General features: G+C 57.0%; 19 protein-coding genes and 1 tRNA gene. 15 read left to right on the top strand and 5 right to left on the bottom strand.

The window, feature by feature from the left end:
* Nucleotides 1-187 precede the first annotated feature (187 nt).
* The 3 genes from secA (at nucleotide 188) to P8A25_RS04755 (ending at nucleotide 5,356) form a co-directional block, all read left to right on the top strand.
* Nucleotides 188-3,541, top strand: coding sequence for a preprotein translocase subunit SecA (gene secA, locus P8A25_RS04765; protein WP_102726697.1), 3,354 nt, complete (start codon nucleotides 188-190; stop codon nucleotides 3,539-3,541).
* Nucleotides 3,542-3,616: 75 nt separating this feature from the next.
* Nucleotides 3,617-4,717: a GNAT family N-acetyltransferase gene (locus P8A25_RS04760; RefSeq protein WP_102731398.1), complete on the top strand. Its 1,101-nt coding sequence runs from the start codon at nucleotides 3,617-3,619 to the stop codon at nucleotides 4,715-4,717.
* A 399-nt stretch (nucleotides 4,718-5,116) separates the two neighbouring features.
* Complete coding sequence (locus P8A25_RS04755) at nucleotides 5,117-5,356, top strand: hypothetical protein (RefSeq protein WP_146021077.1); 240 nt, start codon at nucleotides 5,117-5,119, stop codon at nucleotides 5,354-5,356.
* A gap of 59 nt (nucleotides 5,357-5,415) precedes the next feature.
* Here P8A25_RS04755 and P8A25_RS04750 read toward each other — a convergent pair whose 3' ends face one another.
* A complete protein-coding gene (locus tag P8A25_RS04750) occupies nucleotides 5,416-5,844 on the bottom strand; it encodes a helix-turn-helix transcriptional regulator (RefSeq protein WP_215442698.1) in 429 nt (142 codons plus the stop codon).
* Between the two features lie 524 nt (nucleotides 5,845-6,368).
* On the opposite strand from P8A25_RS04750, the gene P8A25_RS04745 reads away from it, so the two are divergent.
* Nucleotides 6,369-7,553: a hypothetical protein gene (locus P8A25_RS04745; protein ID WP_215442700.1), complete on the top strand. Its 1,185-nt coding sequence runs from the start codon at nucleotides 6,369-6,371 to the stop codon at nucleotides 7,551-7,553.
* Nucleotides 7,554-8,364: 811 nt separating this feature from the next.
* Here P8A25_RS04745 and P8A25_RS04740 read toward each other — a convergent pair.
* Nucleotides 8,365-8,439 (bottom strand) — tRNA-Met (locus P8A25_RS04740).
* Between the two features lie 215 nt (nucleotides 8,440-8,654).
* Nucleotides 8,655-9,146 (bottom strand): NUDIX hydrolase, encoded by a 492-nt coding sequence (locus P8A25_RS04735; protein WP_251828037.1) that lies wholly within the window; start codon nucleotides 9,144-9,146, stop codon nucleotides 8,655-8,657.
* Between the two features lie 593 nt (nucleotides 9,147-9,739).
* Between P8A25_RS04735 and dnaA the strand changes: the two genes are divergently transcribed.
* The 7 genes from dnaA to P8A25_RS04700 all read left to right on the top strand — a co-directional run bounded on the left by dnaA (nucleotide 9,740) and on the right by P8A25_RS04700 (nucleotide 18,555).
* A complete protein-coding gene (dnaA, locus tag P8A25_RS04730; protein WP_022397091.1) occupies nucleotides 9,740-11,146 on the top strand; it encodes a chromosomal replication initiator protein DnaA in 1,407 nt (468 codons plus the stop codon).
* A gap of 162 nt (nucleotides 11,147-11,308) precedes the next feature.
* Complete coding sequence (locus tag P8A25_RS04725; protein WP_022397090.1) at nucleotides 11,309-12,244, top strand: ABC transporter ATP-binding protein; 936 nt, start codon at nucleotides 11,309-11,311, stop codon at nucleotides 12,242-12,244.
* 54 nt (nucleotides 12,245-12,298) lie between these two features.
* Nucleotides 12,299-13,081 (top strand): ABC transporter permease subunit, encoded by a 783-nt coding sequence (locus P8A25_RS04720; protein ID WP_215442701.1) that lies wholly within the window; start codon nucleotides 12,299-12,301, stop codon nucleotides 13,079-13,081.
* Between the two features lie 42 nt (nucleotides 13,082-13,123).
* Nucleotides 13,124-14,695 (top strand): Gldg family protein, encoded by a 1,572-nt coding sequence (locus tag P8A25_RS04715; protein ID WP_022397088.1) that lies wholly within the window; start codon nucleotides 13,124-13,126, stop codon nucleotides 14,693-14,695.
* 27 nt (nucleotides 14,696-14,722) lie between these two features.
* Nucleotides 14,723-16,777 carry a DUF4340 domain-containing protein gene (locus P8A25_RS04710; RefSeq protein ID WP_404838781.1) on the top strand — a complete coding sequence of 685 codons (2,055 nt, stop codon included), beginning with the start codon at nucleotides 14,723-14,725 and terminating at the stop codon, nucleotides 16,775-16,777.
* Between the two features lie 13 nt (nucleotides 16,778-16,790).
* Nucleotides 16,791-17,567, top strand: a complete 777-nt coding sequence (locus P8A25_RS04705; RefSeq protein WP_102729635.1) for a Nif3-like dinuclear metal center hexameric protein — start codon at nucleotides 16,791-16,793, stop codon at nucleotides 17,565-17,567.
* 16 nt (nucleotides 17,568-17,583) lie between these two features.
* The gene (locus P8A25_RS04700) at nucleotides 17,584-18,555 is read left to right on the top strand and encodes an RluA family pseudouridine synthase (protein WP_022397085.1); all 972 of its coding nucleotides are present in this window, start codon (nucleotides 17,584-17,586) and stop codon (nucleotides 18,553-18,555) included.
* A 62-nt stretch (nucleotides 18,556-18,617) separates the two neighbouring features.
* On the opposite strand, the gene P8A25_RS04695 is transcribed toward P8A25_RS04700, so the two are convergent.
* Nucleotides 18,618-19,151 (bottom strand): TlpA disulfide reductase family protein, encoded by a 534-nt coding sequence (locus P8A25_RS04695; RefSeq protein ID WP_022397084.1) that lies wholly within the window; start codon nucleotides 19,149-19,151, stop codon nucleotides 18,618-18,620.
* A gap of 397 nt (nucleotides 19,152-19,548) precedes the next feature.
* The gene (locus P8A25_RS04690) at nucleotides 19,549-20,328 is read right to left on the bottom strand and encodes a hypothetical protein (protein WP_215458411.1); all 780 of its coding nucleotides are present in this window, start codon (nucleotides 20,326-20,328) and stop codon (nucleotides 19,549-19,551) included.
* 141 nt (nucleotides 20,329-20,469) lie between these two features.
* Here P8A25_RS04690 and pheA point away from each other — a divergent pair, with 141 nt between their 5' ends.
* From pheA to pgsA, 4 genes are all read left to right on the top strand, one after another.
* Nucleotides 20,470-21,627: a prephenate dehydratase gene (gene pheA / locus P8A25_RS04685; RefSeq protein WP_102721419.1), complete on the top strand. Its 1,158-nt coding sequence runs from the start codon at nucleotides 20,470-20,472 to the stop codon at nucleotides 21,625-21,627.
* A 45-nt stretch (nucleotides 21,628-21,672) separates the two neighbouring features.
* Nucleotides 21,673-23,289: an alpha-L-fucosidase gene (locus P8A25_RS04680; RefSeq protein ID WP_022397081.1), complete on the top strand. Its 1,617-nt coding sequence runs from the start codon at nucleotides 21,673-21,675 to the stop codon at nucleotides 23,287-23,289.
* 24 nt (nucleotides 23,290-23,313) lie between these two features.
* Nucleotides 23,314-25,698, top strand: coding sequence for an NAD-dependent DNA ligase LigA (gene ligA / locus P8A25_RS04675; RefSeq protein WP_215442704.1), 2,385 nt, complete (start codon nucleotides 23,314-23,316; stop codon nucleotides 25,696-25,698).
* A gap of 253 nt (nucleotides 25,699-25,951) precedes the next feature.
* Nucleotides 25,952-26,560 carry a CDP-diacylglycerol--glycerol-3-phosphate 3-phosphatidyltransferase gene (gene pgsA / locus P8A25_RS04670; RefSeq protein ID WP_022397079.1) on the top strand — a complete coding sequence of 203 codons (609 nt, stop codon included), beginning with the start codon at nucleotides 25,952-25,954 and terminating at the stop codon, nucleotides 26,558-26,560.
* The last annotated feature ends 259 nt before the right edge of the window (nucleotides 26,561-26,819 follow it).

The raw sequence follows: 26,819 nt of genomic DNA, 5'->3' as shown, positions 1-26,819 counted from the left end.
CAGGGAAAAGGGAGAGGCAAGGAAAAACGGAAGGAAGACAGAATGATGCCGCCCAAATCCAACCTATTACGTCATCATCAAAGCAAATGGAGGGCCGTGCTTGCAATTCTTCCGGCAGCCGCTAGTATTTTTCGATTCTTAGACCGCTGAAAGCGACTCTACCTCGTCAATTTTCAACAAGACAAAGATGATTAAGTGGATTCTAACCAAGATTGTCGGTACCAAAAACCAGCGTGAAGTGCGCCGTCTGCGCCCCATTGTGGAACAAATCGTCTCCATTGAAGAATCATGGAACGGCAAGGGTCAGGATTTCCTGCTTGAAAAAACGAAGGAATGGCAGGGCTATCTTCACCGCTTCCTCCCCATGGAGCTTCCCCCCGTGCGCATTGTGGAAGCCGCTCCCAGGGAAGAGCTGGAGGAAATAGCCGCCAAGCTGAACGCACGCTTTGAATCCCTGAAAGACGAATTTGCCGCCCTCCCCACGGTGGAAGCCACTCCCGCCTCCATTGAAGAGGGGAAGGCCGCCTGGAACAACATCACCCCCCAGTTTGACAAGCTGCGCGAACGCTACCTGAACCAGATCCTGCCGGAAGCCTTTGCCGCCGTCAAACACGGCGCCCGGCTGCTCTGCGGGGAAGAACGCGATATCTGCGGACAAAGACAACTGTGGGACATGGTCCACTTTGACGTGCAGCTGCTGGGCGGCATCGCCCTGCACCGCGGCTACATTGCGGAAATGGCCACGGGGGAAGGCAAAACGCTTGTCGCCACCCTTCCCGTATACCTGAACGCGCTGACCGGCATGGGCGTGCACGTGGTGACCGTGAACGACTACCTGGCGCGCCGCGACTCCGAATGGATGGGCATGCTCTTCCAGTTCCTGGGGCTGACGGTCGGCTGCATCCAGAGCATGATGCCCTCCCAGCTTCGCCGGGAGCAATACGCCTGCGACATCACCTACGGCACCAACGCCGAATTCGGCTTCGACTACCTGCGCGACAACGGCATGGCGACCTCCAAATCCGAGCAGGTGCAGCGCGGGCACTACTTCTCCATTGTGGACGAAGTGGACTCCATCCTTATCGACGAAGCCCGTACGCCTCTCATCATTTCCGGTCCCGCGGTCGTCACCCGGGAACAGCAGTACGATACCCTGCGCCCCGCCATTGAACGCGTGGTGAAAGCGCAGACGGACCTTTGCAACGAGCTCATGTCCCAGGCCCTGAAAGCCCAGGAAGAAGGCCGCACGGAAGAAGTGGGCCGCTGCCTGTTCAAGGTGAAGACAGGCCAGCCCCGCCACCGCGCCTTTCTGCGCGCCATGCAGGATCCCGAGCTGCGCCGCATCGTGGAAAAATATGAACTGACCCTTTACCAGGATACGCGCAAAAAGGAACTCTACAAGCTGAAGGAGGAAATGTTCTTCACCGTGGATGAAAAGACCCACGACGCCGACCTGATGGAAAAAGGCCGTGAAGTCATCTCCCCCGGCCACCCGGAGGACTTCGTGCTGCCGGACCTGGGAACCGCCTTTGCGGAAATGGATGAAGACCCCCGCATGACGGAAAAGGACAAGCTGCGCCGCAAGAATGAACTGACCAAGCAGCTTGATGAAACGGGAGCACGCCTGCACACCACCTCCCAGCTGCTGAAAGCCTACTGCATTTACGAAAAAGACGTGGAATACGTCGTCAAGGAAGGCAAGGTCATCATCATTGACCAGAACACGGGCCGCGAAATGCCGGGGCGCCGCTGGAGCGACGGACTGCACCAGGCCGTGGAAGCCAAGGAAGGCGTGGAAGTGGAGCGTGAAAACCAGACCTACGCGACCATCACTATCCAGAACTACTTCCGCCTGTACAAAAAACTGGCGGGCATGACCGGCACGGCGGAAACGGAAGCTGCGGAATTCCATGACATTTACAAGCTGGACGTCCTCCCCATCCCGACCAACCGCCCCTGCATCCGCAAGGACCAGAACGACCTCATCTTCAAATCCCGCCGTGAAAAATTCAACGCGGTGATCAACAAAATTCAGGAACTCCATGACAAAGGCCAGCCCATCCTGATCGGCACGGCCAGCGTGGACGCCTCTGAAACGCTCTCCCGCATGCTCAAGAGGGCCAAAATCCCCCATGAAGTGCTGAACGCCAAAAACCACCAGCGCGAAGCGGAAATCGTGGCGCTGGCCGGCAAGCGCGGAGCCGTCACCGTCTCCACCAACATGGCGGGCCGCGGTACGGACATCAAGCTTGGCGAAGGCGTGGCCGACCTCGGCGGCCTCTTCGTCCTGGGTACGGAACGCCATGAATCCCGCCGCATTGACCGCCAGCTGCGCGGCCGCTGCTCCCGCCAGGGAGACCCCGGCGCCTCCCAGTTCTTCATCTCCTTTGAAGACGACCTGATGCGCAACTTCGGCGCGGCGGAACGCATGACGAAGATGATGGAACGCCTGGGCGTGGCCGACGGCGAAGCCCTGGAACACAGCTTCCTGAACAAATCCGTGGAATCCGCCCAAAAACGCGTGGAACAGCGCAACTACATGTGGCGCAAGCACGTGCTGGACTATGACGACGTCATGAACAAGCAGCGTGAAATCGTTTACGGCTACCGGAATGAAGTGCTTTCCACGGAAAACCCGCGGGAAATGATTTACGACATTCTGGAAGAAGTAATCGCCACCCGCGCCCATGAATTCCTGGATCCGGACTCGGAAGGCCTGACCCATCCGGACGAACTGCTCGCCTGGATGAACTCCTCCTTCCCGCTGGGACTGACGGCGGACGCCGCCAAGCTGGAAGAACGCCAGATGGATGACACCATCGCCTTCCTCATTGACAAGGTCAAGGCCACTTATGAAGACAAGGCTTCCCGCGAACGTCCGGAATACCTGGACCACATGGAACGCCAGATCATCCTGGGGGCTATTGACAAAATGTGGCAGGAGCACCTGTACAACATGGACTCTCTGCGGGAAGGCGTTCGCCTCCGCGCCCAGGGCCAGAAGGATCCCCTGGTGGAATACAAGTCTGAAGCCTACGACCTGTTCGTTACCCTGATGGAAAGCATCAAGGGGGAAGCCATCGGCAACCTCTTCAAGAGCACCACCAACCTGGATGCGTTTGAAGACTTCCTGGCCAGCCTGCCCCAGTTTGATTCTTCCGATGAAAATCAGGAAGACGGCGCCAACCTGCCGGAAATAGGTTTTGACGGCATGCCCAGCGACCTGCTCTCCGCCCTGCGGGAACAAGTCTCCCGTGCACGGGAACACCAGTCCGCACAACAGCCGGAACAGGAAGAAGCTCCAGCCGTCATTTCCGACGCCACCACCATTGGGGAAGGCTATCAGCCCGCTGTGGCGGAACCCAAGCTGGTCATGCCCAGGCGCAAGGTCAGCGTCGTGCTCCGCAAGGAGGGAGCCGCCCAGGCGCCGGCGGAAACGCCTGCCGCCGGCGATGAAGAAGAAATCGCCGTCACTCTTGACTCCCAGGACTTCGCGGAAACCATGGACAACCGGGATTCCGCCGATACCCGCACGTTCTAAAACATTACGCATCACTTACAGGACGGAGGAAACGGGTACAGCCGTTCCCTCCGTCTTCAAGCTTCCGGGCCGCCCTTGACCACGCTCCCTCCCAACAAATCCACCAACGTCCGTTCCGTGCTGGAGTACGTCCCGTACTTCAGGGACAAAATCTTTGCCGTGCATGTGGAACGCCCCCTGGTGGATTCCGAAGAGCTGGTGGACGCATTGCTGGACCTGGACGCTCTTCAGGAAATAGGCGTCAGGCCCGTGCTGATAGTGGAAGGAACGGACGCCTCCGCGCTGTACGAACACACGCGCGTTTGTGAAATGCGCTCCGCCTTGGTGGAAGCGCCGTTGAAAGGCGGTCAGCTTGTCCGGGAAAGAGTCCGGGAAATCCTGGGGAGGCATCAGATCCCCGTGGTGGCCTCCGGCCGTTCCGGCTCCTTTGACCCGGAATCCGTCCGTATGGCATTCAGTCTGGGAGCCTCCAAATACATCGCCCTGCTCAACGACCATAAGGTTCCCTCCCGTGACGGACGCCCCATTGCCGCCATTCTGGAATCGGAAGTGGCGGGATTGGAAGGAGAAATAACCCACCGGGAACTACTGGACCAGGCGGCTGAGGCCTGCCGGACGGGAATCCCCCGGGTACACCTGCTGGACGGCAAAATGCGAGGCGTACTGGTGGAGGAACTCTTCTCGGAAGAAGGCGTAGGCACCATGGTCCACACGGACTCCTACCGGGAAATACGCCCCTTGAAGGAGGAGGACATTCCGGAGCTCCTCTCCATGATCGCCCGCTCCGTGGTGGATTCCAAGCTGGTCAACCGGAACTATGAAGACATCGCCGCCAGAATGGATGACTACTACGTGCTGACCCTGGACGACAGCATCGTGGGCTGCGTTGCCGTCTATCCCTACCCGAAGCACCGCAGCGCGGAACTGGGCTGCCTGTACATCAAGCACCGCCATGAAGGCCGCGGCTATGGCCGCGCCCTGTGTGAATTCGCCAAAAGAAAAGCGGAGGAAATGGGCATGGAATTTATCTTCGCCCTCTCTCAAAGCGCCGTCCACTACTTCCGGGACCGCATGCACTACGCGGAATTCTCCCGTGACTGCCTCCCTCCGGAACGCCTGCGCGCCCTGGAACTCAGCGGCCGCAAATCCGGGGTTTTTGGCCTGAGACTTAAATAAAAACGCGCTTTACCTGTTTATTCAACTTCAGTAGCTTCGCCATTCTCGCGTCTATTGACTGGAATTGAGGAAATCTCTTATTTTCTGACGGTTCTTCTTTACCGTTTGCCCCCATGAAGACCATTCCCCTAATAGGAGCGAATACAGGGCAGGCCATCTAGGTATTCCTTCAACTTTCCAGGTTGACGTTCATTGCAACTCACGAGTCATTATTCATTGAGATTTTTATGAAAGTTTTTATAACTAGTCTCATATAAAAAATCTTACGCCTCTCTTATAGATTTTCATTGAATAATTAGCGCAGACAACTAGTTAGTTTTAACTTAAATAACAATTATCAAATATATGCGACACATATACCGGGGGGAAATCGGGGAGATCAAGTGGCGCAATGCTCGCATGTCTTGTGCCTATGCCCTGATGGCCATGCGGACCAAGGCGGGTATTTCTCGGAAGATGATGGCTGCGGCTCTTGGATATTCTTCTCGGTGTATTTTCGTCCATCGAAATGGCAAACAACGAAAAGATCCATATGCCTGCCCTCCTGAAATACGTGGAGGTGACGGGATTGCCTTTCAAGGTGTCAACCGTTCCGAAGAAGAGGAAACCAGGAACTTCCAGAAAAAAATGACAGTTTGAGGAACAGGTTTTCTTGCAATAGCCCAAAAACGGAACGTTTTTTCGTGGAAAGGCGAATGCTATTTTTCCAATTGCGAACACAGTAGATTTGTCTTTGTGGGGTGGGTTATATAATATTTGCCGAGGACAGTGAGGAGGGCTGGTAGCGCAGGAGAGGGGATGGCACTGGGATGGACTTTTGTCCTAGGCTTTACAGGTTTTCGCAACACGCTCTTGCGAGATTTCCTTCCCTTCGGTACGGAAGACACGGCAATAACCCTACCGTCTTCCAACTGAACCTTGAAGGGGAAGCCCATCACCTCCACATACTTCAGAACGGCGGCCATGCTCATCTTGTCATTGGTCGCGCTTTCAATCGCGGAAATGCGCGGCTGGGAACAATCGAGTGCCGCAACCATCATATTCTGCGAAATTCCTGCCTTGACGCGCATATGGGCAAGAGCCGAGGAAACGGTGGAAGCGGCAGCGATCCGTTTGGCTTCCTCCATGATCTCGGGCGATACACAGTCTCTCAGGTCATCTTCGACCGTTGCATAACGCTTGTTCTTTGACAGATCGTGCGATGGCGTGGCAACCCGACGTATTCCCGGTGAACGTAGGAATACTTCACCATTCGCATGGGATTGCCGTAATCTTCCAGATGAGCCCGGTATTCGTCCAGGTTGCGAATCATTTGCGCGGTCTCCCGAGGATAACGTTTACCCATCCACTTCATATCGCGTACAAATTGATCACTCGGAATAACCTTCCACTCGCTCATGTCGTCAACATAATCTGCAGATGATGTTTTATCAGGCAATCCTCACAAAATTTCAACATCGTTCCTCGCAAATCATCCCTCGTCCCTCAAAAAAGCTCCTCCTCTCCCCTACCAGCCCCCGCAGCATATTAACCTGTCTCTCGAAAATCGGTTCCTCTACCACCGCATTCATTCAGTCGATAATAACAAAGTGCTAGTAAGTGATGATTATCATTGACTTGTCTATTATTGTATTTTTAACTAAGGAAAACTATGAAAATATTACTTCTTTTTGATGTTGATTTTGAAATCAATAAAAACAGAATTTGCGACTTCCTTAATAATAAAACCACACATCTTAAATTTGTTAATGGCGGCGATATAAACATAGATTCTGATATAATATCAAAACCGGATTCCTTTATATCCATTTTAAATAAAATTAATAAAAAAATTCATGAATTTGATAAAATTTTTTGTTTTACAGAAAAACAATATATAGATAATTATTTTTTTCATGAATATAAAAAATTGTCCATTTTTTCTTTTTGGGGATGGATTTATTTAACGGACTTATCGAAGAACAATGGCTTATTATATTTTATTGTTGATTATTTGTCATTATATATTGATGATATAGATTTTAGACATAAAATCACAACGGGTTGCATATATGATTTTTTGCAAAATAAGACAGGAATTGATGATGGAATGAGGCAAGCCAGGATTTGCCCAACTTGTCTAGAACGAATTTCTAATAATTTATCTTCGCCTGAACAAATTAATATTTTGGAGGATTTAAAAATTCTAATGAATTTTCTTTCTGATTCTTCAAAGTGGAATCAAGATATATTGGACCTCGTAATTCCACAACATCAAAGTATAAAGAAAAGGAAATCTAAAAAATCTGGAGAGATAAATGTTGTGATAGCTTCACCTAGTGATGCTTGGTTAGAACGAAAGAATTTATTGGAAAAATTAGAAATTCAATTTAGACGTGGACATCATGAATCATATTGTTGTAAACGCTTAATCGTACATGGTTGGGAAGATTTAGCATCTCAACCAGGGTATCCTCAAGATATTATAAATCGTCAAATAATTTGCAACGTTGATTTTGTTATCGCAATATTCAAATATAAACTGGGAACTCCAACAATTGATATTGCGACAAACCAAGAACGTTCCGTTTCAGGTACAGCGGAGGAGTTATTAACAAGTTTGAATAATTCGATGGCCGACAAGCCTCTGGGTATGGCTTATTTCTATTCAAAAGCTCCTTCCGTTTCTGTTGATTTAGATGATCTTGAAATAATAAAAAATGACTGGGATAATTTACAGAAATTCAAAAAAGATATACAAAACAAAATACTATATAAGCCGTATACTGAAACTGGTGATTTATTGCAGATTATAATTTCCGATTTGGAAAAAAATATAATTGATTATTTCGAATAGATTTCAAGTTAATTAGTGTCAGTTCAATTCGATCGTTTTTAGTATTCTCTATGAGGGGAAGACATGGGGGAGTCAAAGATATGCACCATTCCGAATTGAGAACAACAAACACAGGTATGCATTTTCATAAATTTGTATGTCAGGCTTGATTTCTCGCCGTACTTCTTACCACAACTCCTCCTTCCACCCGCGCCCCTTCGCCTATTGTGTGTATTGTATCATCACGTATTGTAAGTTAAAATGTCTATCTTATTTAGAGTTTCTTTCAGTACATTTAACTGATCTTCATCAAGGCACGGATACACTTGGGACAAAGAGCGACAAGATCACGCTTCTCCATCTCAATGGGATCTTCACTGCATGCCAAGGAACAATCATCTCGGAAAGCTTCTCCATCGCCTCCTTGCGTTGATCGTCCGAAGGTCGGATATACAGCTGGTGAGACATCTCGGAATCATGCCCCACAATCTCGCGGGCAAGAGCATGATCCGCCCCTGCCGCATGCAGAACCGTGGTGGCTATTGCCCGCAGTGAATGAAACGTATTCGGACAAAATAGGCTGCACATACTCATCCACCCACTTCAAGGTAAAATATGCTTTTCCAGGAGAGCGATGATCGGGATACGCATTTTCAAGAATGGCTCTCTCGGACTCTGGTATTGATCCCGCCAATACAACCGCCTCATCAGCCTGCTCGAATTAAGTAATTTCACCTGTCCATTGCTTCCAAAAACCACAATAATGTACTGCAGTTGTCAGAAATAAAAACCCGCAAGTGCTGTATTTTAAACACTTGCGGGTTTGTAAAATTGGTAGCAGGGAGGTGATTTGAACACCCGACCAAAGGCTTATGAGTCCTCTGCTCTACCACTGAGCTACCCTGCCGTTAAGTGGTTGGTGCTGGAAAGCGGGGAGATATTTAGCCCGGATTGGAAAGAATGTCCAGATTTTTTTATGGGTCAGGAGCATTTTATCACGACAGCCCGCTTCTCCATCCAGAAAAATCATTGACGATGAATCGTTCTTTTCCTCCAACCGTTTCACACAGCCTGCCGCCCAGGCCGTTTCCTGCGTCCGGACACTTGCGGCGCAGAGCGTCATTACTCCTCCAGTCCCACGCCATTTACAGAGCGGGACAGGAAATAGAGGCCCATGAAGATTTTCGGGTCTACCACTTTTCCCTGCCCTGTCTGGTCCATCAGCCAGCCATGCACCAGCGGAAGAGGAATGCGGTGCACGGTGATGTTTTCATGAGCCACCCCGCCGCCTTCCGATATTTGGTGCAGCCCTTCCGCCAGGTAGAAGGATACCATTTCCGTGGTCAATCCGGGGGAGGAAGGCCCCGTGAACAGATACGTCCAGGCATCCGCCCGGTACCCCGTTTCTTCTTCCAGCTCACGCCGGGCGGATTGCAATGTGCTTTCCTCCCCTTCATCTCCGGAGATGCCCGCAGGCAGTCCGATGGTCAGGGCATGCAGGGGAACCCGGTATTCCTCCACCAGCAGCAATTCGCCGTCCTCCGTCACGGCCACGATCATGACGGCTCCATTGGCATTGACCCGGCGCACGTATTCCCACCTTCCTGCTTTCAAGAGCTCCAAAAATTTGCCCCGGCAGAGGGAATAACATGTTTCCCCGGATTGTCCCATCTGTTCCATGATGCAGCCACGTTAGGTTTCCCGGCGCCTCTTGTCAACCATCCCGGCAGCCCTCTTCCGGAACCTCTCTGGGGCTTTCTGGTCCGGTGCCTGTAAGTGCTTGATTTACGGCGGCGTAATTGTTTCCTTTTCGTCACACACTCCAGTAACAAAGTAGTAATTCACTGATAATAAAATAATTATAGTGTCATTCAAAGAATATACTCAGGAGGACTAAATTATTGGAGGAAGCAAGACTAAAATATTTTTTGGTGTGGAACCCCCGTGGAACGTAGAGCCGCGGAACGATGACTCACGCTGCTTCAAAAAGATATTTTTTCCTCAGGCGCAAATCAGTACTTTGGCGCTTCCGTCGACCGGGGTGTCGAGCTGAAAGCGGATGAGTTCGCCTTCTCCATCCCGATGGACGCCACGAGCTGTCACGGCTGTGGATGAACCCATTCCGGTTCCATCCGCGGGCGGCCTCGTAGCGAGACGGAAGGCCTCACGGCCGTTTATAACCAGCAACATCTTTTATTTCCACAACAATGACGCCACCATCAGAATTGTCAGCCACCTGGTCCAGGATCACGGGAGCCCTGCAAACAATCATGTCTCCGGAGGTGTATGGATTGTGGTTTCCCAAGTTTTCCCTCCTGGAGGATTCCGGAAAGACGCTGACGCTGGTGTGTGACGATCCCATGGCCGCCCTCTGGGTGGAGAACAGCTATACGCCGGAGCTGAAGCAGGCCGCCATGCTGGCCCTGGGCACGGAGCGCCAGGTGAAGTTCATCTGCGCGGACGAGGTGGCATCCCTGCCGGCCGCCGAAGGCCAACCACAAAAGGCTTCCTCCCGCTCCAAAACGTCGCCTGCGGCGGATTCCCCGTCCGCCACGGCAAAGAAACAGCGCAGCCAGGGAACCCGGGCATGCCTGAATGATTTGTACACGTTCGATTCGTTCGTAGTTTATGAAGACAGCCGCTTTGCCTATCAGGCAGGGCTGTCCATCGCCCAGTCGGAACGGGCCCTGTTCAATCCCCTTTTCCTGTACGGGAAGTCCGGCGTGGGGAAAACGCACCTGCTCCAGGCCATCGGCCATGAGGTGCTTCACCAGGATTCCTCCGCGAATGTGGTGTACGTCACGGGCGAACAGTTCGCCAATGAGTTTATTGACGCGTCCCGCACCCAGAACGGGCAGAGCTTCGCCAAGCTGCGCCGCAAGTACCGCAAGGCGGACGTCCTGCTGGTGGACGACGTGCAATTTATTTCCGGCAAGGAGAAGACGGTGGAAGAGTTCCTGCATACGTTTGACGAGCTATTCCACGCCCACAAAACGATCGTGATTTGCGCCGATGCCGCCGCATGCGATATTTCCAACCTGGATTCCCGTCTGGCGGCACGCCTGGAGTCCGGCCTTACGGTGGAGTTGAATCTTCCGGATGATGACGCCCGGCTGGAAATCCTGCGCAGCAAGCGCGACCGGGCCGGCATGAACGTGTCTGACGAGATTCTGGAGTTCCTCGCCAGCCGCATCCAGAAGAGCGTGCGCCGCCTGGAAGGGGCCCTGCTCCGCGTAGCCACCTTTACCTCCCTGTCCGGGGACATGCCGGACATCGCCAAGATCGAGCAGCTTTTGCGCGATATCCTGCGGGAAGAAACCAGCCGCATCCTGACCGTGGATTCCATCCAGAAGCGCGTGGCGGATTTTTACGAGCTCAAGGTGAGCGACCTGACCGGCAAGCGCCGCCCCAACAGCATCGCCTTTCCCCGGCAGATTGCCATGTACCTGAGCCGCCGCCTGACGGAATGCTCCCTGAAGGATATCGGCCAGGCCTTTGGAGGCCGGGACCACGGCACCGTGATCCATGCCAACAAGCTGGTTGCCTCCCGCATGGAGGAGGACGTGCGCGTGCGGGATATCGTCCTGCGGCTGGAGGAGGATTTGAAGGATTGATTTTCCTTCCCGGCAGCCCTTCCCCAGTAATGTTGGAACAGCCGCTGTTCCTTTTCAGCATGTGTTGCTTTTCAAGCGGCGGCGGCGTCTCCGCGGCACAGGGGAGAATAAGCTTGAGACGGGAGCGGTTTGGATTAGAATCACCCTGTTCCCATTGATTCCATGATTCACGCCGACCAGCTTTCCAAAGAGTTTGGCCGCTTTCAAGCGGTAAAGAATGCCTCCTTCCAGATTGAAAAGGGGGAAATCGTAGGGTTCCTGGGGCCGAACGGCGCAGGCAAGACCACAACTTTACGCATGCTGACCGGCTACCTGCCCCCCACTTCCGGGACCGCCACGATTGCGGGATTCGACATCGTTAAAAATCCTCTGGAGGCGCGCAAGCACCTGGGCTACCTGCCGGAGCACGTGCCTCTTTACGACGACCAGCGCGTGACGGAGTACCTGAAGTTCCGCGCCAGGCTTAAAGGCATTTCTTCCAAGCAAATATGGCCCGCCGTCTCCAAGGTCGTGGAGCAATGCGGCCTGGACCCCGTGCGCCGCAAGATGATCCGCACCCTTTCCAAAGGCTACCGACAGCGCGTGGGCCTGGCGGACGCCCTGCTGGGTGAACCGGACCTGCTGATTCTGGACGAACCCACCAACGGCCTGGACCCTAACCAGATACGCCAGATACGCGAGCTGATCAAGGGGCTGGCGGCCAACCACACCATTATTCTTTCCACCCATATTCTGAGTGAGGTGGAGATGATCTGCAACAAGGTCATCATCATTGACCAGGGGACCATCAAGGCAGCGGATACCCCCTCTAACCTGACAGCCAACCTCCGCGCCGCCGGCAAGATTACGCTGGAGTTCCGCGGGGATCTGGAGCTGATTACGCAGAAGCTGGAAAGCCTGGAACACGTGAAGAAGGTCATCCATGAAGGCACGGACGCCGATGGCTGGCATACGCTGACCGTACGCGCGGAGGCCGGAACGGATACCCGTGAGAAGGCCGCGCGCCTCCTTGCGGAACAGGGCTGCCCCCTGCGCCATATTTACCGCCACACCCCCACCCTGGAAGAGGTGTTCGTGGAAATGACCCGTAAAGATTAACCGCCCGTTTCTTCTCCCTCTCTATCCACCACCCCGCATTTTCCTTTTCTCCCCATGTCTCCGGTACTTACCATTTTCAGAAAAGAACTCAGAAGCTACGTGATGACCCCGTACGGATGGGTCATCCTGGCCTTCGTCATGGCCCTGCAGAGCGTTTCCCTGTCCGGCACGCTGAAGGCGTTCCAGCTGGCCCCGCAGAAGGAAGGCATTTTGTTCTTCATCCTGCATTCCCCCATGTTCTGGTTTTATTTCCTGTTCATTTTCCCGCTGCTTACCATGCGTTCCCTGGCGGAGGAAGAGAAGACAGGAACGCTGGAATCCCTGCTGACCACGCCCATCAAGACATGGCAGGTAGTCCTGGGCAAATATTTCTCCGCATACGCCTTTTACATCATCCTGTGGCTGCCCATGCTGCTGTACCCCCTTCTGGCGGACTGGTCCAACCTGATCGTGCAGTGGATTTACGGGTATGATGCGGGCATGGTCCTCCCCTACCGCCTGGCGGACTGGACCGGGGCGTACGCCATCCTGCTGCTGGTCGGCGCCTGGTTCACGGCCATCGGCATTTTCGCCTCGTCCCTGACGGGCAGCCAGATCATTTCCGGCATCATCACCATCGGCCTGCTGGTGCTGATTTTCTTCATGGGGCTTATTCCCGTGGTATGGGGGGAATTCCCCGCAGCGGGGATTTTCCACTACATGTCCTGCTCGGAACATCTGGACCGCTTTTCCGCCGGGCTGGTTGATACGCGCCCTGTCGTCTTTTACCTGACCATGACGGTCTTGACGCTGGCCGTCACCATCCGCATCATTGACCACCGCCGCTGGAAGCACTGATCTACCCCGCCTTTTCCCTTTCACCCCTTTTCATTTTTATCTATGAGCGAAGCACCAGACAACCCCGCCGCGGCCACGGAATCCCCCCTCCCTCCCGCCCGCAAGGTCAGACGCCCCTGGATGACCTGGATCAAGCTTTTCCTGCTGTTCCTCATCGTCGTATGCCTGAATTACGTGGGCTGCCACGAATATTACCGCCGGGACCTGACGGAAGACCAGCGTTATGAGATTTCCCAGCAGAGCATCAACATGCTGAAATCTCCGGAAATCCAGAACCGCAAGACGCCCGTCAAGATCACGTTCGCCTTCCTGCGCACCACGCAGAATTACACCCGCATGCGCTCCCTGCTTGAGGAGTACGAACGTTATTCCAACGGGAAGGTGAAGGTGGAGTACGTGGACCCCCTCCGCCAGCCGAACAAGGCCCGGGAGATTGCGAACATTTACGGGATTGAATTCAAGAAGAACCTGGTCATCATCGATGCCCGGGAAGACACGGAAAAAGCGCTCAAGACGTTTGAAGGCACCCAGGCGGACGCCGCCCACGTGCGCATCCTGCCCGGAGACGCCTTCGTGGTGTACGCCCCCAGCCCGGACGGCAAGAGCATGAAGGCGGTGGCCCTCCAGATTGAAGACATGATGACCGCCGGCATTTACGGGGCGGCCAATGGAGAACCCCGCAAGATGTATATTGCGGCGGACAAGAGCAATTTCAACGAGGCGCTGAGCAACAGCCAGGAGGAAAGCATTTTCACCACGCTGGGGAAAATCTGCCGTTCCGTCAACCTTCAGCTCGTTCCCATCCGCATGAGCGGCTTGAAGGAGATTCCGGAAGACGCCGCGGGGTTCATGATCATCGGCTCCAAGTACGACCTGTCCCCGCAGGAGGCGGAAGTGCTCCAGCGGTACTGGGCGCGCCCGAACGCCGCCATCCTGGTCATGCTGGAACCCCAGCAGGATACGCCCAAACAGCTTTACCGGTTCCTCCGTGAACAGGGCCTGCGCCCACAGAATGACCGCGTGATGCTCCGCAACAGGGGCAACCGCTCCGTTTTCGAGATTAACGCCATTTTCGCGCCCTCCCTGAACTGCACGCGCGAATTCTGGAATTCCAGCACCGGGCTGGAAGGGGAGAGCATTTCCCTCATCCTGGATTCCGACAACGCGGCCATGGAGCAGAAGCGCATCACGCCATACCCCCTGCTGGTGACTACGGAGGATTATTACGGGGAAACCAAGTACAACCAGTTCCCGGCCCAGTTTGACGCGCGGGAAGACAACCCGGGGCCCCTGATGATCGGCGCGGCCCTCATCCGCGGGAACGCCGGGGACGTAAACCAGAACAAGACCACCGGGCGCCTGGTGCTGCTGGGGAATACGGACCTGCTCCAGCCCAGGCAAATCAAGCCGGAACAGCGGGACTTCATGCGCACGCTGGTCGGCTGGATGACGGACCGTGAAGAACTGCGCGGCCTCGGCTCCCGCCATGACCTGACCGTGAAGCTGAACCTGGACCGCAACGCCCTGGGCATTCTGGAACTCCTGACAAACATCGGCCTTCCCCTGCTGGCGCTTCTGATTGCCCTGATTATCTGGAACACGCGCCGCCATTAACTCCACCACGCCCATCACCGGAAGCACATGCGCACATTCCGCTTCATCCTTCTTATCCTCGTCACCCTCGCCGCCATCGGCGCGGCGGTGCTCCTGACCATTGACGGCAACCTGTCCCGCATCATCGGGCGCACCGCCTTCAGTTCCGGAGAACGGCTTTTCCCCTATACCCGGGAGGAGATGAACGAGGTTTCCTGGATGCGCATCAATTGCATGGGGGACGTTGCGGAGTTCCGCCGCAAGCCCAACGGCGTCTGGTGGTGCGAGAAGCCGTGGAACGACCGCATGGACCCGCGCGCGGCGGCGGCCATCCTCCAGTACACATATTCCACCAGCATCGTGGACGCGCTGCCCCTGCACAAGATTGATTCCGCCTCCCTGAAGGAGTTCGGCGTGAAGACGACGCCCGTCACCATCACCCTGAAGGAGATGAGCGACGACGGCAAGCGCTCCTCCACCGTGGCCCGCTACACGCTGGGGTCCCTCGCTCCCTGGCTGGTGGACGATCCGGAGAACAAGACCACGGACGATACCACCTACATGCAGACGGATTTCTACGGGCGGGACACCCGCATCCTGGTGGGCACCGGCAATATCCTGCCCCTGTTCAAGTCCGGCATCCGCCAGCTCCGGGACCACCGCCCCCTGCTCCTGCATCCGGCCATGCCCGCCTCCATTGAAATCAACAACCGAGGCCAGCGCATCGCCCTGGAGCGCAAGACTCCCGGCAGCCCCTGGAAAATCACGTACCCCCTTTCCCTGGATACGGACCCGGCCATGATGGACGTGCTGCTGGGCACGCTCCAGAAGCTGACCGCCGTGCGCGTGTATAATCCGGAGGAAACCAGCGTGCCGGACATGACGGACGACCAGATCACCTCCGTCTCCATCAGGAATTTCACAGGCCTCCCCACGGAGGACGGCAAATCCCTGCAAACGGAGGAACAGCCCGTTACGCTCCGCATTTACCCCCCTTCCGACAACGGAAGCCTGTCCGAACTGGTGAAGGCCACCGTTTCCGACCGCAAGGCCGTCTTTGAACTGGCGCAGACGACGGAGACCAACAAGGAGGTGCCCGGCGTGCGCAACATTCCGCTGGACCTGGGCCTTCTGCGCTCCAAGCAGTTGACGGACATCGGGGATTACAAGATCACCGGGCTTTCCATCCGCAAGAGTTTTCAGGATTACCCCACCATCGCCCGCTTTATTCAGGGTGATGAGAAAAAGGGCATCAAGCCCACCTGGCTGTACACGGCGGAAGGCTCCCGCTACCAGGAGGCCAATCCGGAGCATCTCGTTTCCCTGCTGAAAACCGTCAAGCTGGGGAAGGTGGCCGGCTTCGCCTCTGACAAGGCTACGGACCTTTCCGTGTACGGGCTGGACAATCCCAGGATGACGCTCACCATGTCCCTGCTGCCCAAGCCCGGTGAAGAACCGCGCCCCCCCGTGACGGTGTTTTTCTCCAAGGGAACGGACGGTTCCTGGTACGCCCGCCAGGCCGGCAAGCCCACCGTCGTCATGCTGGACAGCGCCTACATGAAGGACCTGCTGACGGACGCCCTGGCCTGGAAGAAAAAAATGCTTTTCTCTTTCAGCAGGTTCGACCTCAAGGAAATGCATCTGGAACGCATCGGCTCCGGCGGTCCCCTGATCCTGAAATCTGACCGTCTGGACGATTCATGGACCGCTGCCAAGGATGGGAAGGATGAAACCCTGAACATCAATCCGAACCGCGCCAACCGCTATCTGGACGAGCTGGAAAAGATGGAGGTGAGCACCTGGCTCCCCTATACGGACGCCAGAGCGCACGAGGCGCTGAAGAATCCCGTTTTCCGCCTGAAACTCATCCTCCAGGTTTACAAGGAGGCGTCCCCCGTGCAGTCCCAGGCCGGCCCCAGCGACATCACCTTCGCCCCGGAACCGGAGACGGAGGAAAAAGTCATCACGCTGGAAATCGCTCCGGCGGGAGAGGCCGGATACAGCAGGTTTTATTACGGCAGGGTGAATACATCCCCCAACTATTTTATCCTGAACATGGACGCCGTGCGCCTGCTCGGCGCCAGCCTCTCGGAAGACAACTGACCATTCCTCCCGCATGAGTATTGAGCTGCACACCGTTACCGCTTTTCTGGACGGAATCCTTTCCGTGGATTCCATTCCGGACGCATCCCGCGCCCTGAACGGCCTTCAACTGGAAAACGGAGGAGCCGTTTCCAGGGTAGCCGCCGCCGTGGACGGCTCGGAGAAGGCTATCCATGCGGCATTAGAGACGGGGGCGGACCTGCTCCTCCTTCATCACGGCATTTTCTGGCAGACCATGCAGCCCATTACCGGCATTGCATACCGGAAGCTGAAAGCCGCCATGGACGGGAACCTGGCGATTTACGCCGCCCACCTTCCTCTGGACGTCCACCCCGTGTACGGAAATAACGCCCTGCTGGCGAAGGCCTGCGGAATCCGGCCATGTTCCAATGAAGGACTGGACTACCACGGCGTTTCCCTGGGTACGCACGGGGAATTCCCCGGCACGTGCCGGGAGCTGGCGCAGCGGCTGGAAACCGTCCTCGGAGCGTCCGTTCAAACTTTCTGGGCGGATTCCCCGGATGCCCCGGCTGGCGACGTCTTCATCTGCTCCGGAGGAGCCGGGGACGACCTTGTCCAGGCCGCAGCCCTCGGCTGCCGTACCTACGTGACCGGGGAGGGTTCCCACTGGAACATCCCCATGGCCCATGAACTGGGCGTCAATCTGGTCTTCGGCGGCCACTACTTCACGGAGACGTTCGGCGTAAAAGCCCTGGGGCATCTGCTCAAGGACGTTTACGGTCTGGACTATGCCTTCATCGACCTGCCGCCCTCCGCCTACAGCCATTGACCAAACGCCACGGATCATGAATCTGACCACGGACGATGCCGACGGGAAAATCCGCCTGGACCAATACCTTGCCGCCCACCTTCCGGAGCTTTCCCGTTCCAGAATCCAGAGCCTGATCAAAAGCGGGGACGTATTGGTCAACGGCACTCCCGCCAAGCCTAAAAACCCAGTTTCCCGCGGTGATTCCATCACCGTCCGCATTCCGGAGCCGGAACCGGCGGAAGCACGGCCGCAGGACATTCCCCTGGACATCCTGTATGAGGATGAAGACGTGGTGGTCATCAACAAGGAAAGCGGCATGGTCGTGCATCCCGCCGCCGGCAACCCGGACGGCACCATCGTGAACGCCCTGCTCCACCATTGCGGGGACCTCTCCGGCATCGGCGGCGTGGAACGCCCCGGCATCGTCCACCGCCTGGACAAGGATACGTCAGGCTGCCTGGTCATTGCCAAGAACGACGGAGCACACCAGTCCCTGACGGCGCAGTTCGCGGCCCGCAGCACGGAAAAACGGTACCTGGCCGTTGTCCAGGGCATTCCCTCCCAAAGCTCCGGCACGGTTTTCACCCACATTGGGCGCCATCCCGTGAACCGCCTGAAAATGGCGGTGGTCAATCCGGGCACCGGGAAAGCCGCCATTACGGACTACGACCTGCTGTGCGCAGACCCGGCCACGGATTCCTCCCTGGTCCTGTGCACGCTCCACACGGGCAGAACCCACCAGATACGCGTGCACATGCTCCATCTGGGCCATCCGCTCATCGGGGACCCCATTTACGCCAAACCCGCCCGGCAGAAGGCGAAACCCGGCAGGCTCATGCTCCACGCGTGGCGGCTGGGCTTCGACCACCCGCGCACGGGAAAGCGCATGGAGTTTGAAGCACCCATCCCGCCGGAATATACGCCGTGGCTCCAGCTCTTTCCCAACGGGCTTTACGGAGCCGTTCCGGAGCCGCGCCCGGTGAGGAAAAACGGGGAGCAGAGCTGAAGCGGCCCTGTTTTCCGTATTTCGGAAACGGCGGAGGGAGCGCCAAAAGGCAAAGGAAGCCCCTATTTTTTGCCTTCCTCCGGCTTGCAGAACTTGCGCCAGTCTTTCAGAAGCGTGGCGGGATGCCCTGTGATGATGATCTTGCCCGTGCCATCCACAATTCCCAGCCGTGGAATGGAGCCTCCCGGCTTGTAACCGGGAATGCCGTTCCCTTTCTTCGGCTTGACGATGGGGAATTTCATCCGTTCCTCCTTGGCCCATGCCTTGGCGGCCTCCTCCGTCTTGTCACAGGAAAACAGCACCAGTTCCACATCATCGGTCTGGCGGATCTTCCGGTAGGTCCGCACCACGTGGGGCATTTCCCGGCAGCAGGGGCCGCACCAACTGGCGGAATACAGGAAAAGATAATATTTGGCTTTTGGGTTCGGCCTGTCCTTGGTTAAAAAATCGGCTTTTTCCAGAGCCTTCCCCACGGCGGAAACGGCAGCCTCCCCGGCCTTGGGAGCCGGAGTATCCGCGCTGGCGGAAAATATTCCGGCCACACCGCATCCGGCGAGCATGAGAGCAACAGAGCACAGTTTGATGGATTTTTTCATAGACCCATCATTATCAATAAAAAAATAACGGTCAAGCAAGATTATTCGCCGGAGCGTATTCTGAAGAGGAGGAAAACAGGCAGGTAATGCCGGCTTGAGAAGGCCGGGAAAAAAGCTGAACGAAGGAACAGGAATTTGCATTTGTTTTTCACCTGCCGGGAGCGGGAAAAGAAAGAATTCAGCGGCGCGCCGCACCACGGTTCTTCAGGAAGAAGGCCGGAACCTAACTTGGCGGCTGGACAGAAAACGCACAAGAGCTAAACCGCCGATTTTTTGGCGGCCCCCATTCTCCCGGCAAAGGCTCAACAACCGCCTCCGCGTCCCATCAACAAACAGTCAACCGGGAACAAGGGCCTCCCGGCCCTTGTAAAAAACAGTCCAACATAAAAATATTCCCTTATGCCCCCTTTTTGGGCGGAGCATTCAAATCCACGGTCACCTTCACGGGAACATCCATGGCCTTGACGCCCTTGCTGGCCACCACCGTAGCTTTCATTTTAGCGGGCATGTTCTTTACTTGGTACGTATAAGTGCGGGAAGGAACGGAACCGAAGCTGAACGAACTTTTGGACACGCCGGGTATCTCCAGTTTGCCGCCCTCCGCGTCAGTCAGCGTTATTTCCTCCACATGGAGCGTATCATTGAATTCCAGTTCAACCTCACCGGAAGCCTTGCCGTGGTCCTTTGCATCCTTCACGGTGATTTCCATGCCCTCCACCTTGAATTTGACACCCTTCCGCGCGTCAAACTCCTGGCCCGGAAAAGTCCTGCTTCCTTCGGAAACCTTCATGTTGACCACTCCGTCCAGCTTCAGGGGAAACACAGGTTTCTGTTTCAGCCTCAGGGAATGTTTGGCAAATGCTCCGGAATCCGCAATACGGGTAAAGAAATTGTCGAATTTGGCTTTTGTCCTGGCGCCGCGGCCATCCGTAACTTCAAGCTGTGAGTCCTCACCGCCCTTAACGAATTTACAGCCCTTGGGAGCAACGAAACCCAGCACCACCTCCACGGCATCCTTATTTCTGTTAAACATGTCATCCACGCCGGCAGGATCAGGGAAGGACAGGGAGACCTGGGAGACATAAACGTTCACGGCCTGCCCGCTGGCGCCGGCTATCTGGGAAACGGCGCCCAGGAAACATGCCACGGCAGTCGGCAACAATGTTTTTTTCATCATATTAAAGAGAGGCAAACCTACCCTGCATCTTGCGTGCATGCAAGAAAAATCCGCCATGGAGAAGCCCCCCCTTTAATCTTGATTTGCCCCTCCGGAACCGCTACCCTGACGCGGCTTTAAACACACAGCTTTCACAGAGACATGGAGAACACTCAACACGGGGATTCCGCCTCCCCGGCCAATCCCCCCCGGCAGCAGAAAAGCGGAAACACGGATGAACAGACCATCGCCCTGACGAAGGCGCGTCTGGCCATTGACGAGGTGGACGCCCGGATTGTGGAGCTGCTTAAGAACCGCGCCGAATGGGTGCATGAAGTCGGCCGCATTAAAAAGGAGGGGAATTCCCCCATCTTCGTTCCCGAACGGGAAACGGCCCTGCTCAGCAAGCTGAACCGCCTGAACGCGGGCGTGCTGCCGGAGGCCTCCCTCCAGGCCATTTACCGTGAAATCATCTCCTGCTCCTTCTTCCTGGAAGGGGGGCTTACCATTGCCTACCTGGGCCCCAAGGGCACATGGAGCCACCAGGCGGCCCTCAAGCAGTTCGGTAAAAGCTGCGAACTTATCCCGTGCCAGAGCTTCAAGGACGTGTTTGACATGGTGGACCGCGGGAAGGCCCAGTACGGCGTGGTGCCCGTGGAAAACTCCTCGGAAGGCTCCGTGACCGCCGTGATGGACCTCTTCGTCACCTCCCCCCTCAAAATCTGCGCCCAGATCAATCTGAACATCCGCAACAGCCTGATGGCGGACATCCCGCGGGAACACATCCGCATCCTGTATTCCCATCCGCAGGTTCTCGGCCAGACGCGGAACTGGATTCTGCGGCACTTCCCGAACGCGGAGCTCGTGGAAACCTCCTCCACCACGAAGGCCAGCATCCTCGCCAAGGAGAACGCCTCCATGGGCGCGGCGTCCCTGGGCTGCCCGCTGGCCGCGGAACTGTTCGGCCTGAACATTCTGGAAGAAGACGCGCAGGACCAAGCCTGCAACACCACCCGTTTTGCCGTCATCGGCCGCCAGGAAACGCAGCCCAGCGGCAGGGACCGCACATCCCTGCTCATCCGCATCCAGCACAAGCCCGGCACCCTGGCGGAAGTCATCAACTGCTTCCAGCGGCACAACAACAACCTGATCCGCATTGAATCCCGCCCCTCCAAGGTCATCAACTGGGAGTACGTCTTTTACATAGACGCCGTAGGCCACATTCAGGAATCCCCCCTACGGGAGACCCTCCCGGAGCTGGAACAGCACTGCTCCATGCTGAAAATCCTGGGCAGTTACGCGGATACGGACGTCATTTGACCGGCTTAATCTTTCTCCCCCCGCTTCATACCACCCTGAAAAACCATGAAAATCGCTACGATTGCCGCCCTGGCCCTCACCCTGGCACTTCCCTCTCTGGCCCAGCAGTCCGCCACTAAAATCGTTACGGAGAACGGGCAGCCCACGCTGGCCCTGGATGAACAGTTCGCGGCCCGGCTGCGCAGCGGCAGGACGGAACAAAACGCCCCCGCCACGGTTCCCTCGGAATTCTCGGCAGCCGCCCCCGGACTTCCCCTCCCCGCGGACGCCAACCACGCTGCCGTGAAGGAAACGGCGGAAGAACGCAACCGTCGCATGGAATGGTGGAGGGACGCCAAATTCGGCATGTTCATCCACTACGGCCTGTATTCCGGGCTGGCCGGGGAATGGAAAGGCAAGCCCGGCGGTTCCGAATGGATTCAGAAAAACGTGGAAGTGGACACGGATTCCTACGCTGCGGAAGCCCTGCCCCTGTTCAAGCCCAAGGAAGGGCTGACGGAAGAATGGGCCCGGCTTGCCCGGGACGCAGGGTGCCAATACGTGGTGCTCACCAGCAAGCATCATGAAGGCTTCGGCCTGTTTGACAGCGCCCAGACGGATTACGACGCCAAAAGCGCCGTGAACCGGGACATTATCCGCGAATACGTGGACTCCTGCCGCAAGCGCGGCTTGAAGGTAGGCCTTTACCACTCCGTCATCGACTGGCACCACCCGTCCTATGACAACACCATCTGTCCGGACCTCTGCTACCCCGCGGGACAGGCGGAAATGCTTAAAAGAAAAAACATCCCGCGGGATCACGCCGCCTACCAGAAGTACCTGCACGCCCAGGTCCGGGAGCTGATGACCCGTTACGCTCCCATTGACATCATGTGGTGGGATTATTCCCAGGGAGCCATGGAAGGGGCCAGGGGCTGGAAAGCGCCGGAACTGATGGACATGGTGCGCTCCATCAATCCCGGCGTCATCATGAACAACCGCCTGTACGCCTATTCCGGCCTGAACCGGGACCAGGCCGGCACGCTGGACCTGCGCTGCGGGGACTACATCACCCCGGAACGCTTCATCCCCCGGCGCGGCTATCCCGGCGTGGACTGGGAATCCTGCATGACGGTAAGCGACAAATGGGGCTACAACCGGTATGACACCAACATCAAGTCTCCGGAAACCGTCATTGAAAAACTGGTGGAATGCGTCACCAAGGGAGGCAACCTCCTGCTGAACGTGAACCCGATGGCGGACGGAACCGTTCCGGAAAAAGTGGCCGCCACCATGCGCGGCGTGGGCCAGTGGCTCAAGATCAACGGGGAGGCCGTGTACGGCACGCGGGCCTTCACGGAACTGGACCAGCCCGCCTCCATCAACCGGCAGGGGGACATCTTCGTCTTCCTGGTTCCGCCGCCGGACAAGGGACCGGCCCAGCCGCCCAGCGAAGGGACCATGAAGGAACTGACGGAAGGCGCGGAATACGCCCGCATGCAGCCGCTGGATTCCACCGGATACGAGGACGAGGAAGGAACCTCCGTCTCCCTTCCCGCAGGCTACTCCAAAGCGGTGCTGCTGGGAGACAACACCGCCCTGCCCGTCGTCAACGGAACGGTTCTGTTCAAGGCGCACGAACACTCCAAAACGCCCTGTTCCGTCATCAAACTGAGCAAATAGCCCTCTTTTCCACTCATTTTCCTTATGGAGGAAGACCTTTTTTCCCTGGCGGCCGGCAAGCAGCCGTCACAGCAGGCAAAGGATGAAGCGGGATCCCAAGCCGGAGAACCGCAGGAAAGCGCCGCCCCCGTCCAGCCCGGCAAGACGGAGGAAGACGTGCGCAACCGCGTGGATTACCTGCGTTCCGAACTGCGCCGCCACAACCGGCTGTATTACGAACAGGCGGAACCGGAGATCTCCGATGCGGAATATGACGCCCTGTTCCTGGAGCTGGAAAAGCTGGAAAAGGCCCATCCCGAACTGGCGGAGCCGGATTCCCCCACGCGCCGTGTGGGGGGGGCGCCGCTCCAGGGCTTCAACCAGATCAGGCACGCGGTGCCCATGCTGTCCATTGACGACATTTTCGAGCAGCGCGACGCCCCTGTTCCGGACGAGGAACTGGTGGAATTCTACAACAAGCTGGTCAAGGCGCTGAAAACGGAAACGGTGCCCGTCTCCGTGGAACCCAAGATTGACGGGGTGGCCCTCTCCATCATGTACCGCGGCGGACATCTGGCTTATGCGGCCACGCGAGGGGACGGAGACGTGGGGGACGACGTAACGGCCAACGTCCGCACCATCCGCAGCGTCCCCCTCACCCTTCCCCCTGGCGCCCCTCCCGTGCTGGAAGTGCGCGGGGAGGTCTTCATGCCCAATGAAGCCTTTGCCAAACTGAACGAGGAACGGGACGCCGAAGGGCTCCCCGCCTTCGCCAACCCGCGCAACGCCACCGCCGGAACCCTCAAGCAGCTGGACCCCCGGCAGGTGGCCGCCCGTCCCCTGGCCTTCCTGGCCCACGGGCTTGGCGCCTATGAAGGGCCGGAACTCACGAATGTAAAGGATTTCTGGGACATGCTCCGCCACTGCGGCATTCCCTGCAATGATCCAGTGTATTATACGGACAGCCTGGAATCCACCCGTCAGGCCGTGCGGGACATTGACAGGCTCCGCCACACGCTCCCCTACGGCACGGACGGCGCCGTCATTAAAATCAGCTCCATGGCCACCCGGGAGGCCCTGGGAGCCACGGCGCGCGCCCCCCGCTGGGCGGCGGCGTACAAATTCCCCCCGGAACAGAAGGAAACCGCCCTGCTGAACATCATCGTGCAGGTGGGCCGCACCGGGGTGCTGACGCCCGTGGCGGAACTCAAGCCCGTGCTGCTGTCCGGCTCCACGGTGGCGCGAGCCACCCTTCACAACCAGGATGAAATCGACCGGAAGGACGTCCGCATCGGAGATACCGTGCTGGTGGAAAAGGCGGGGGAAATCATCCCCGCCGTTCTGAAAGTGAACCTTTCCAAACGTCCGGCGGATGCCAGGCCCTACAGCATTCTGGAAGCCACGGGGGGCCTTTGCCCCGCGTGCGGCAACCCCATCATGAAGGAGGAGGGAAAAGTGGCCTGGCGCTGCACCAACTTCACCTGTCCTGCGCAGGCCGTGTCGGGCATCACCCACTTCTGCTCCCGCTCCGCGCTGGATGTGGAAAGCATCGGCTCTTCCGTGGCGGAAGCTTTGAGAAGCTCCGGCCTGGCTGCCTCCGCGCTGGACCTCTTCCCCCTGAAGCTGGAACAGCTCGCCAACCTGAACCTGGGCACGCCGGAGGAACCGCGCCGCTATGGGGAAAAGAACGCCCAGAAAGCGCTGGACGCCCTGCAAAACGCGCGCGAGCTTCCGCTGGAACGCTGGCTCATCGCCTTCGGCATTCCCCTGGTAGGGGAAGTAGTCGCCAAGGCGCTGGCGGACACGCACCCGGACTTGGAGCATGTGGCGGACTCCCCCTACCTCCGGGACATCGTGCTCCTGGACGAGCTGATGGAACAAGCCGCCAAAACCAACCCCAACACCCGTGAAAACAGGAAGGCGGTGAAGGAAGGCGCGCTTTCCGCAGAGGCGGTGCAGGAGCGCCATCAGGAACTGACGGATGAAATCAACCGCCTGACCGCCCCCTATCTGGAAACGGGCTACCTGCGCAAAAATACGGCCAAGTTCAGCTATGGCTCCGAAATCGGCGTGGCGGCGGCCAAATCCCTCCAGAGCTTTTTCACCTCCGCAGCGGGGAACCATACGATGGACGTTCTGCGCGGCCTGGGCATCAATCCCCAGTCCCAGTCCTACCGGGCCAACCTTCTGGAAATCCCGGCGGGGGCCCTGTCCGGCAAGACTTTCGTCATCACCGGAACGCTCAGCCATCCGCGGGACTACTTTGAACAGCTCATTGCCGCTCACGGGGGGAAAGCCACCGGAGCCATTTCCAAATCCACCTCCTACCTCCTGGCAGGCAGCGGCGGCGGCTCCAAACGGGACAAGGCCCTCAAGCTGGGCGTTCCCGTCATCTCCGAGGAAGACTTCAACAAGCTGGTCGGGGAATAGGCCGCCATCCCTACCCTACGCTGTTTCCCATCGACGCTACAGAAACCCGTTCCCTGCATCATGCCGCAGGCTTCCGCCTGTTCCATCCCGCCGGAGCTCAAGGCAAAAACGCCCGATGCGCGCCCTCCGTCCATCTCTTCTCCCTTCCATGTTCCGTCTGATTTTTTCCGTGTGCCGCATTCCGGGAATTTAATTCCTGAATCCTGCAAAAAAGCTTGCTACGGACCGGCATCTGCTCCCTAATAAACCGCGTATGCTGAACCTGCCTAACGCCATTACCCTGACACGGATTGCCCTGGTAGTCGTCTTCACGGCAGCAGTCAGCATCGCGGACCAGTATTCCTGGGGATACCTGGCCGCACTGGTCACCTTCATCCTGGCGGCCTGCACGGACTGGCTGGACGGCTACCTGGCCCGCCGCCTGAACCAGGTCACCACCTTCGGCAAGCTCATTGACCCCCTGGCGGACAAGATTGCCGTTTCCGCCGCCTTCATTTACCTGACGGGCGTGGGGCTATGCCCCGTCTGGGTCACCATTCTCATCATCAGCCGGGAATTCCTGGTCACGGGCCTGCGCCAGATTGCCCAGGACCACGGCGTCATCATTCCCGCGGGCACGTCCGGCAAATGGAAAACCGCCTTCCAGCTGGCTTTCTGCATCGCCTCCCTGCTGGCCCTGACCTGGACGCACACGCCGGAATACCTGCCCTCCTTCCTGGACCAGCTTGCGGCGCTCTGCCTGTGGCACGGATCCGGAGCTTCCAATTTCCTGTACCAGTTCACTCTGTGGGGCTCCATCATCCTGACCGTGTATTCCGGGGCCGTTTACTGCGTGGGCGCGCGCAAATTTCTGCAGCGCTGAAATACATCCCTCCGGACAGCCTGTGATGCGTGCCAAGAGAGCCGCAGGCCTTTACGGAAACTGACTTGATATTCCGCAGGAGGGCACAAGCTTTTTTAAAGAAGTAATTAGCTAAAGCTCAATCCAGTATCCAGTTGCCGCAAGGACTTGCCGCGCTCCATGCTCCTACAGGCCGTTCCTCCTTGATGGCCGCCAACCGGGTTCCATCTCCAGCCTCTTCCGGAACTGACGGAAAAGGATTCATGACGTGCAGGACGTT

The organism is Akkermansia sp. BCRC 18949 (assembly GCF_045011645.1).
Classification (GTDB): domain Bacteria; phylum Verrucomicrobiota; class Verrucomicrobiia; order Verrucomicrobiales; family Akkermansiaceae; genus Akkermansia; species Akkermansia massiliensis.
This window is presented reverse-complemented; position numbering and strand designations above follow the sequence as displayed.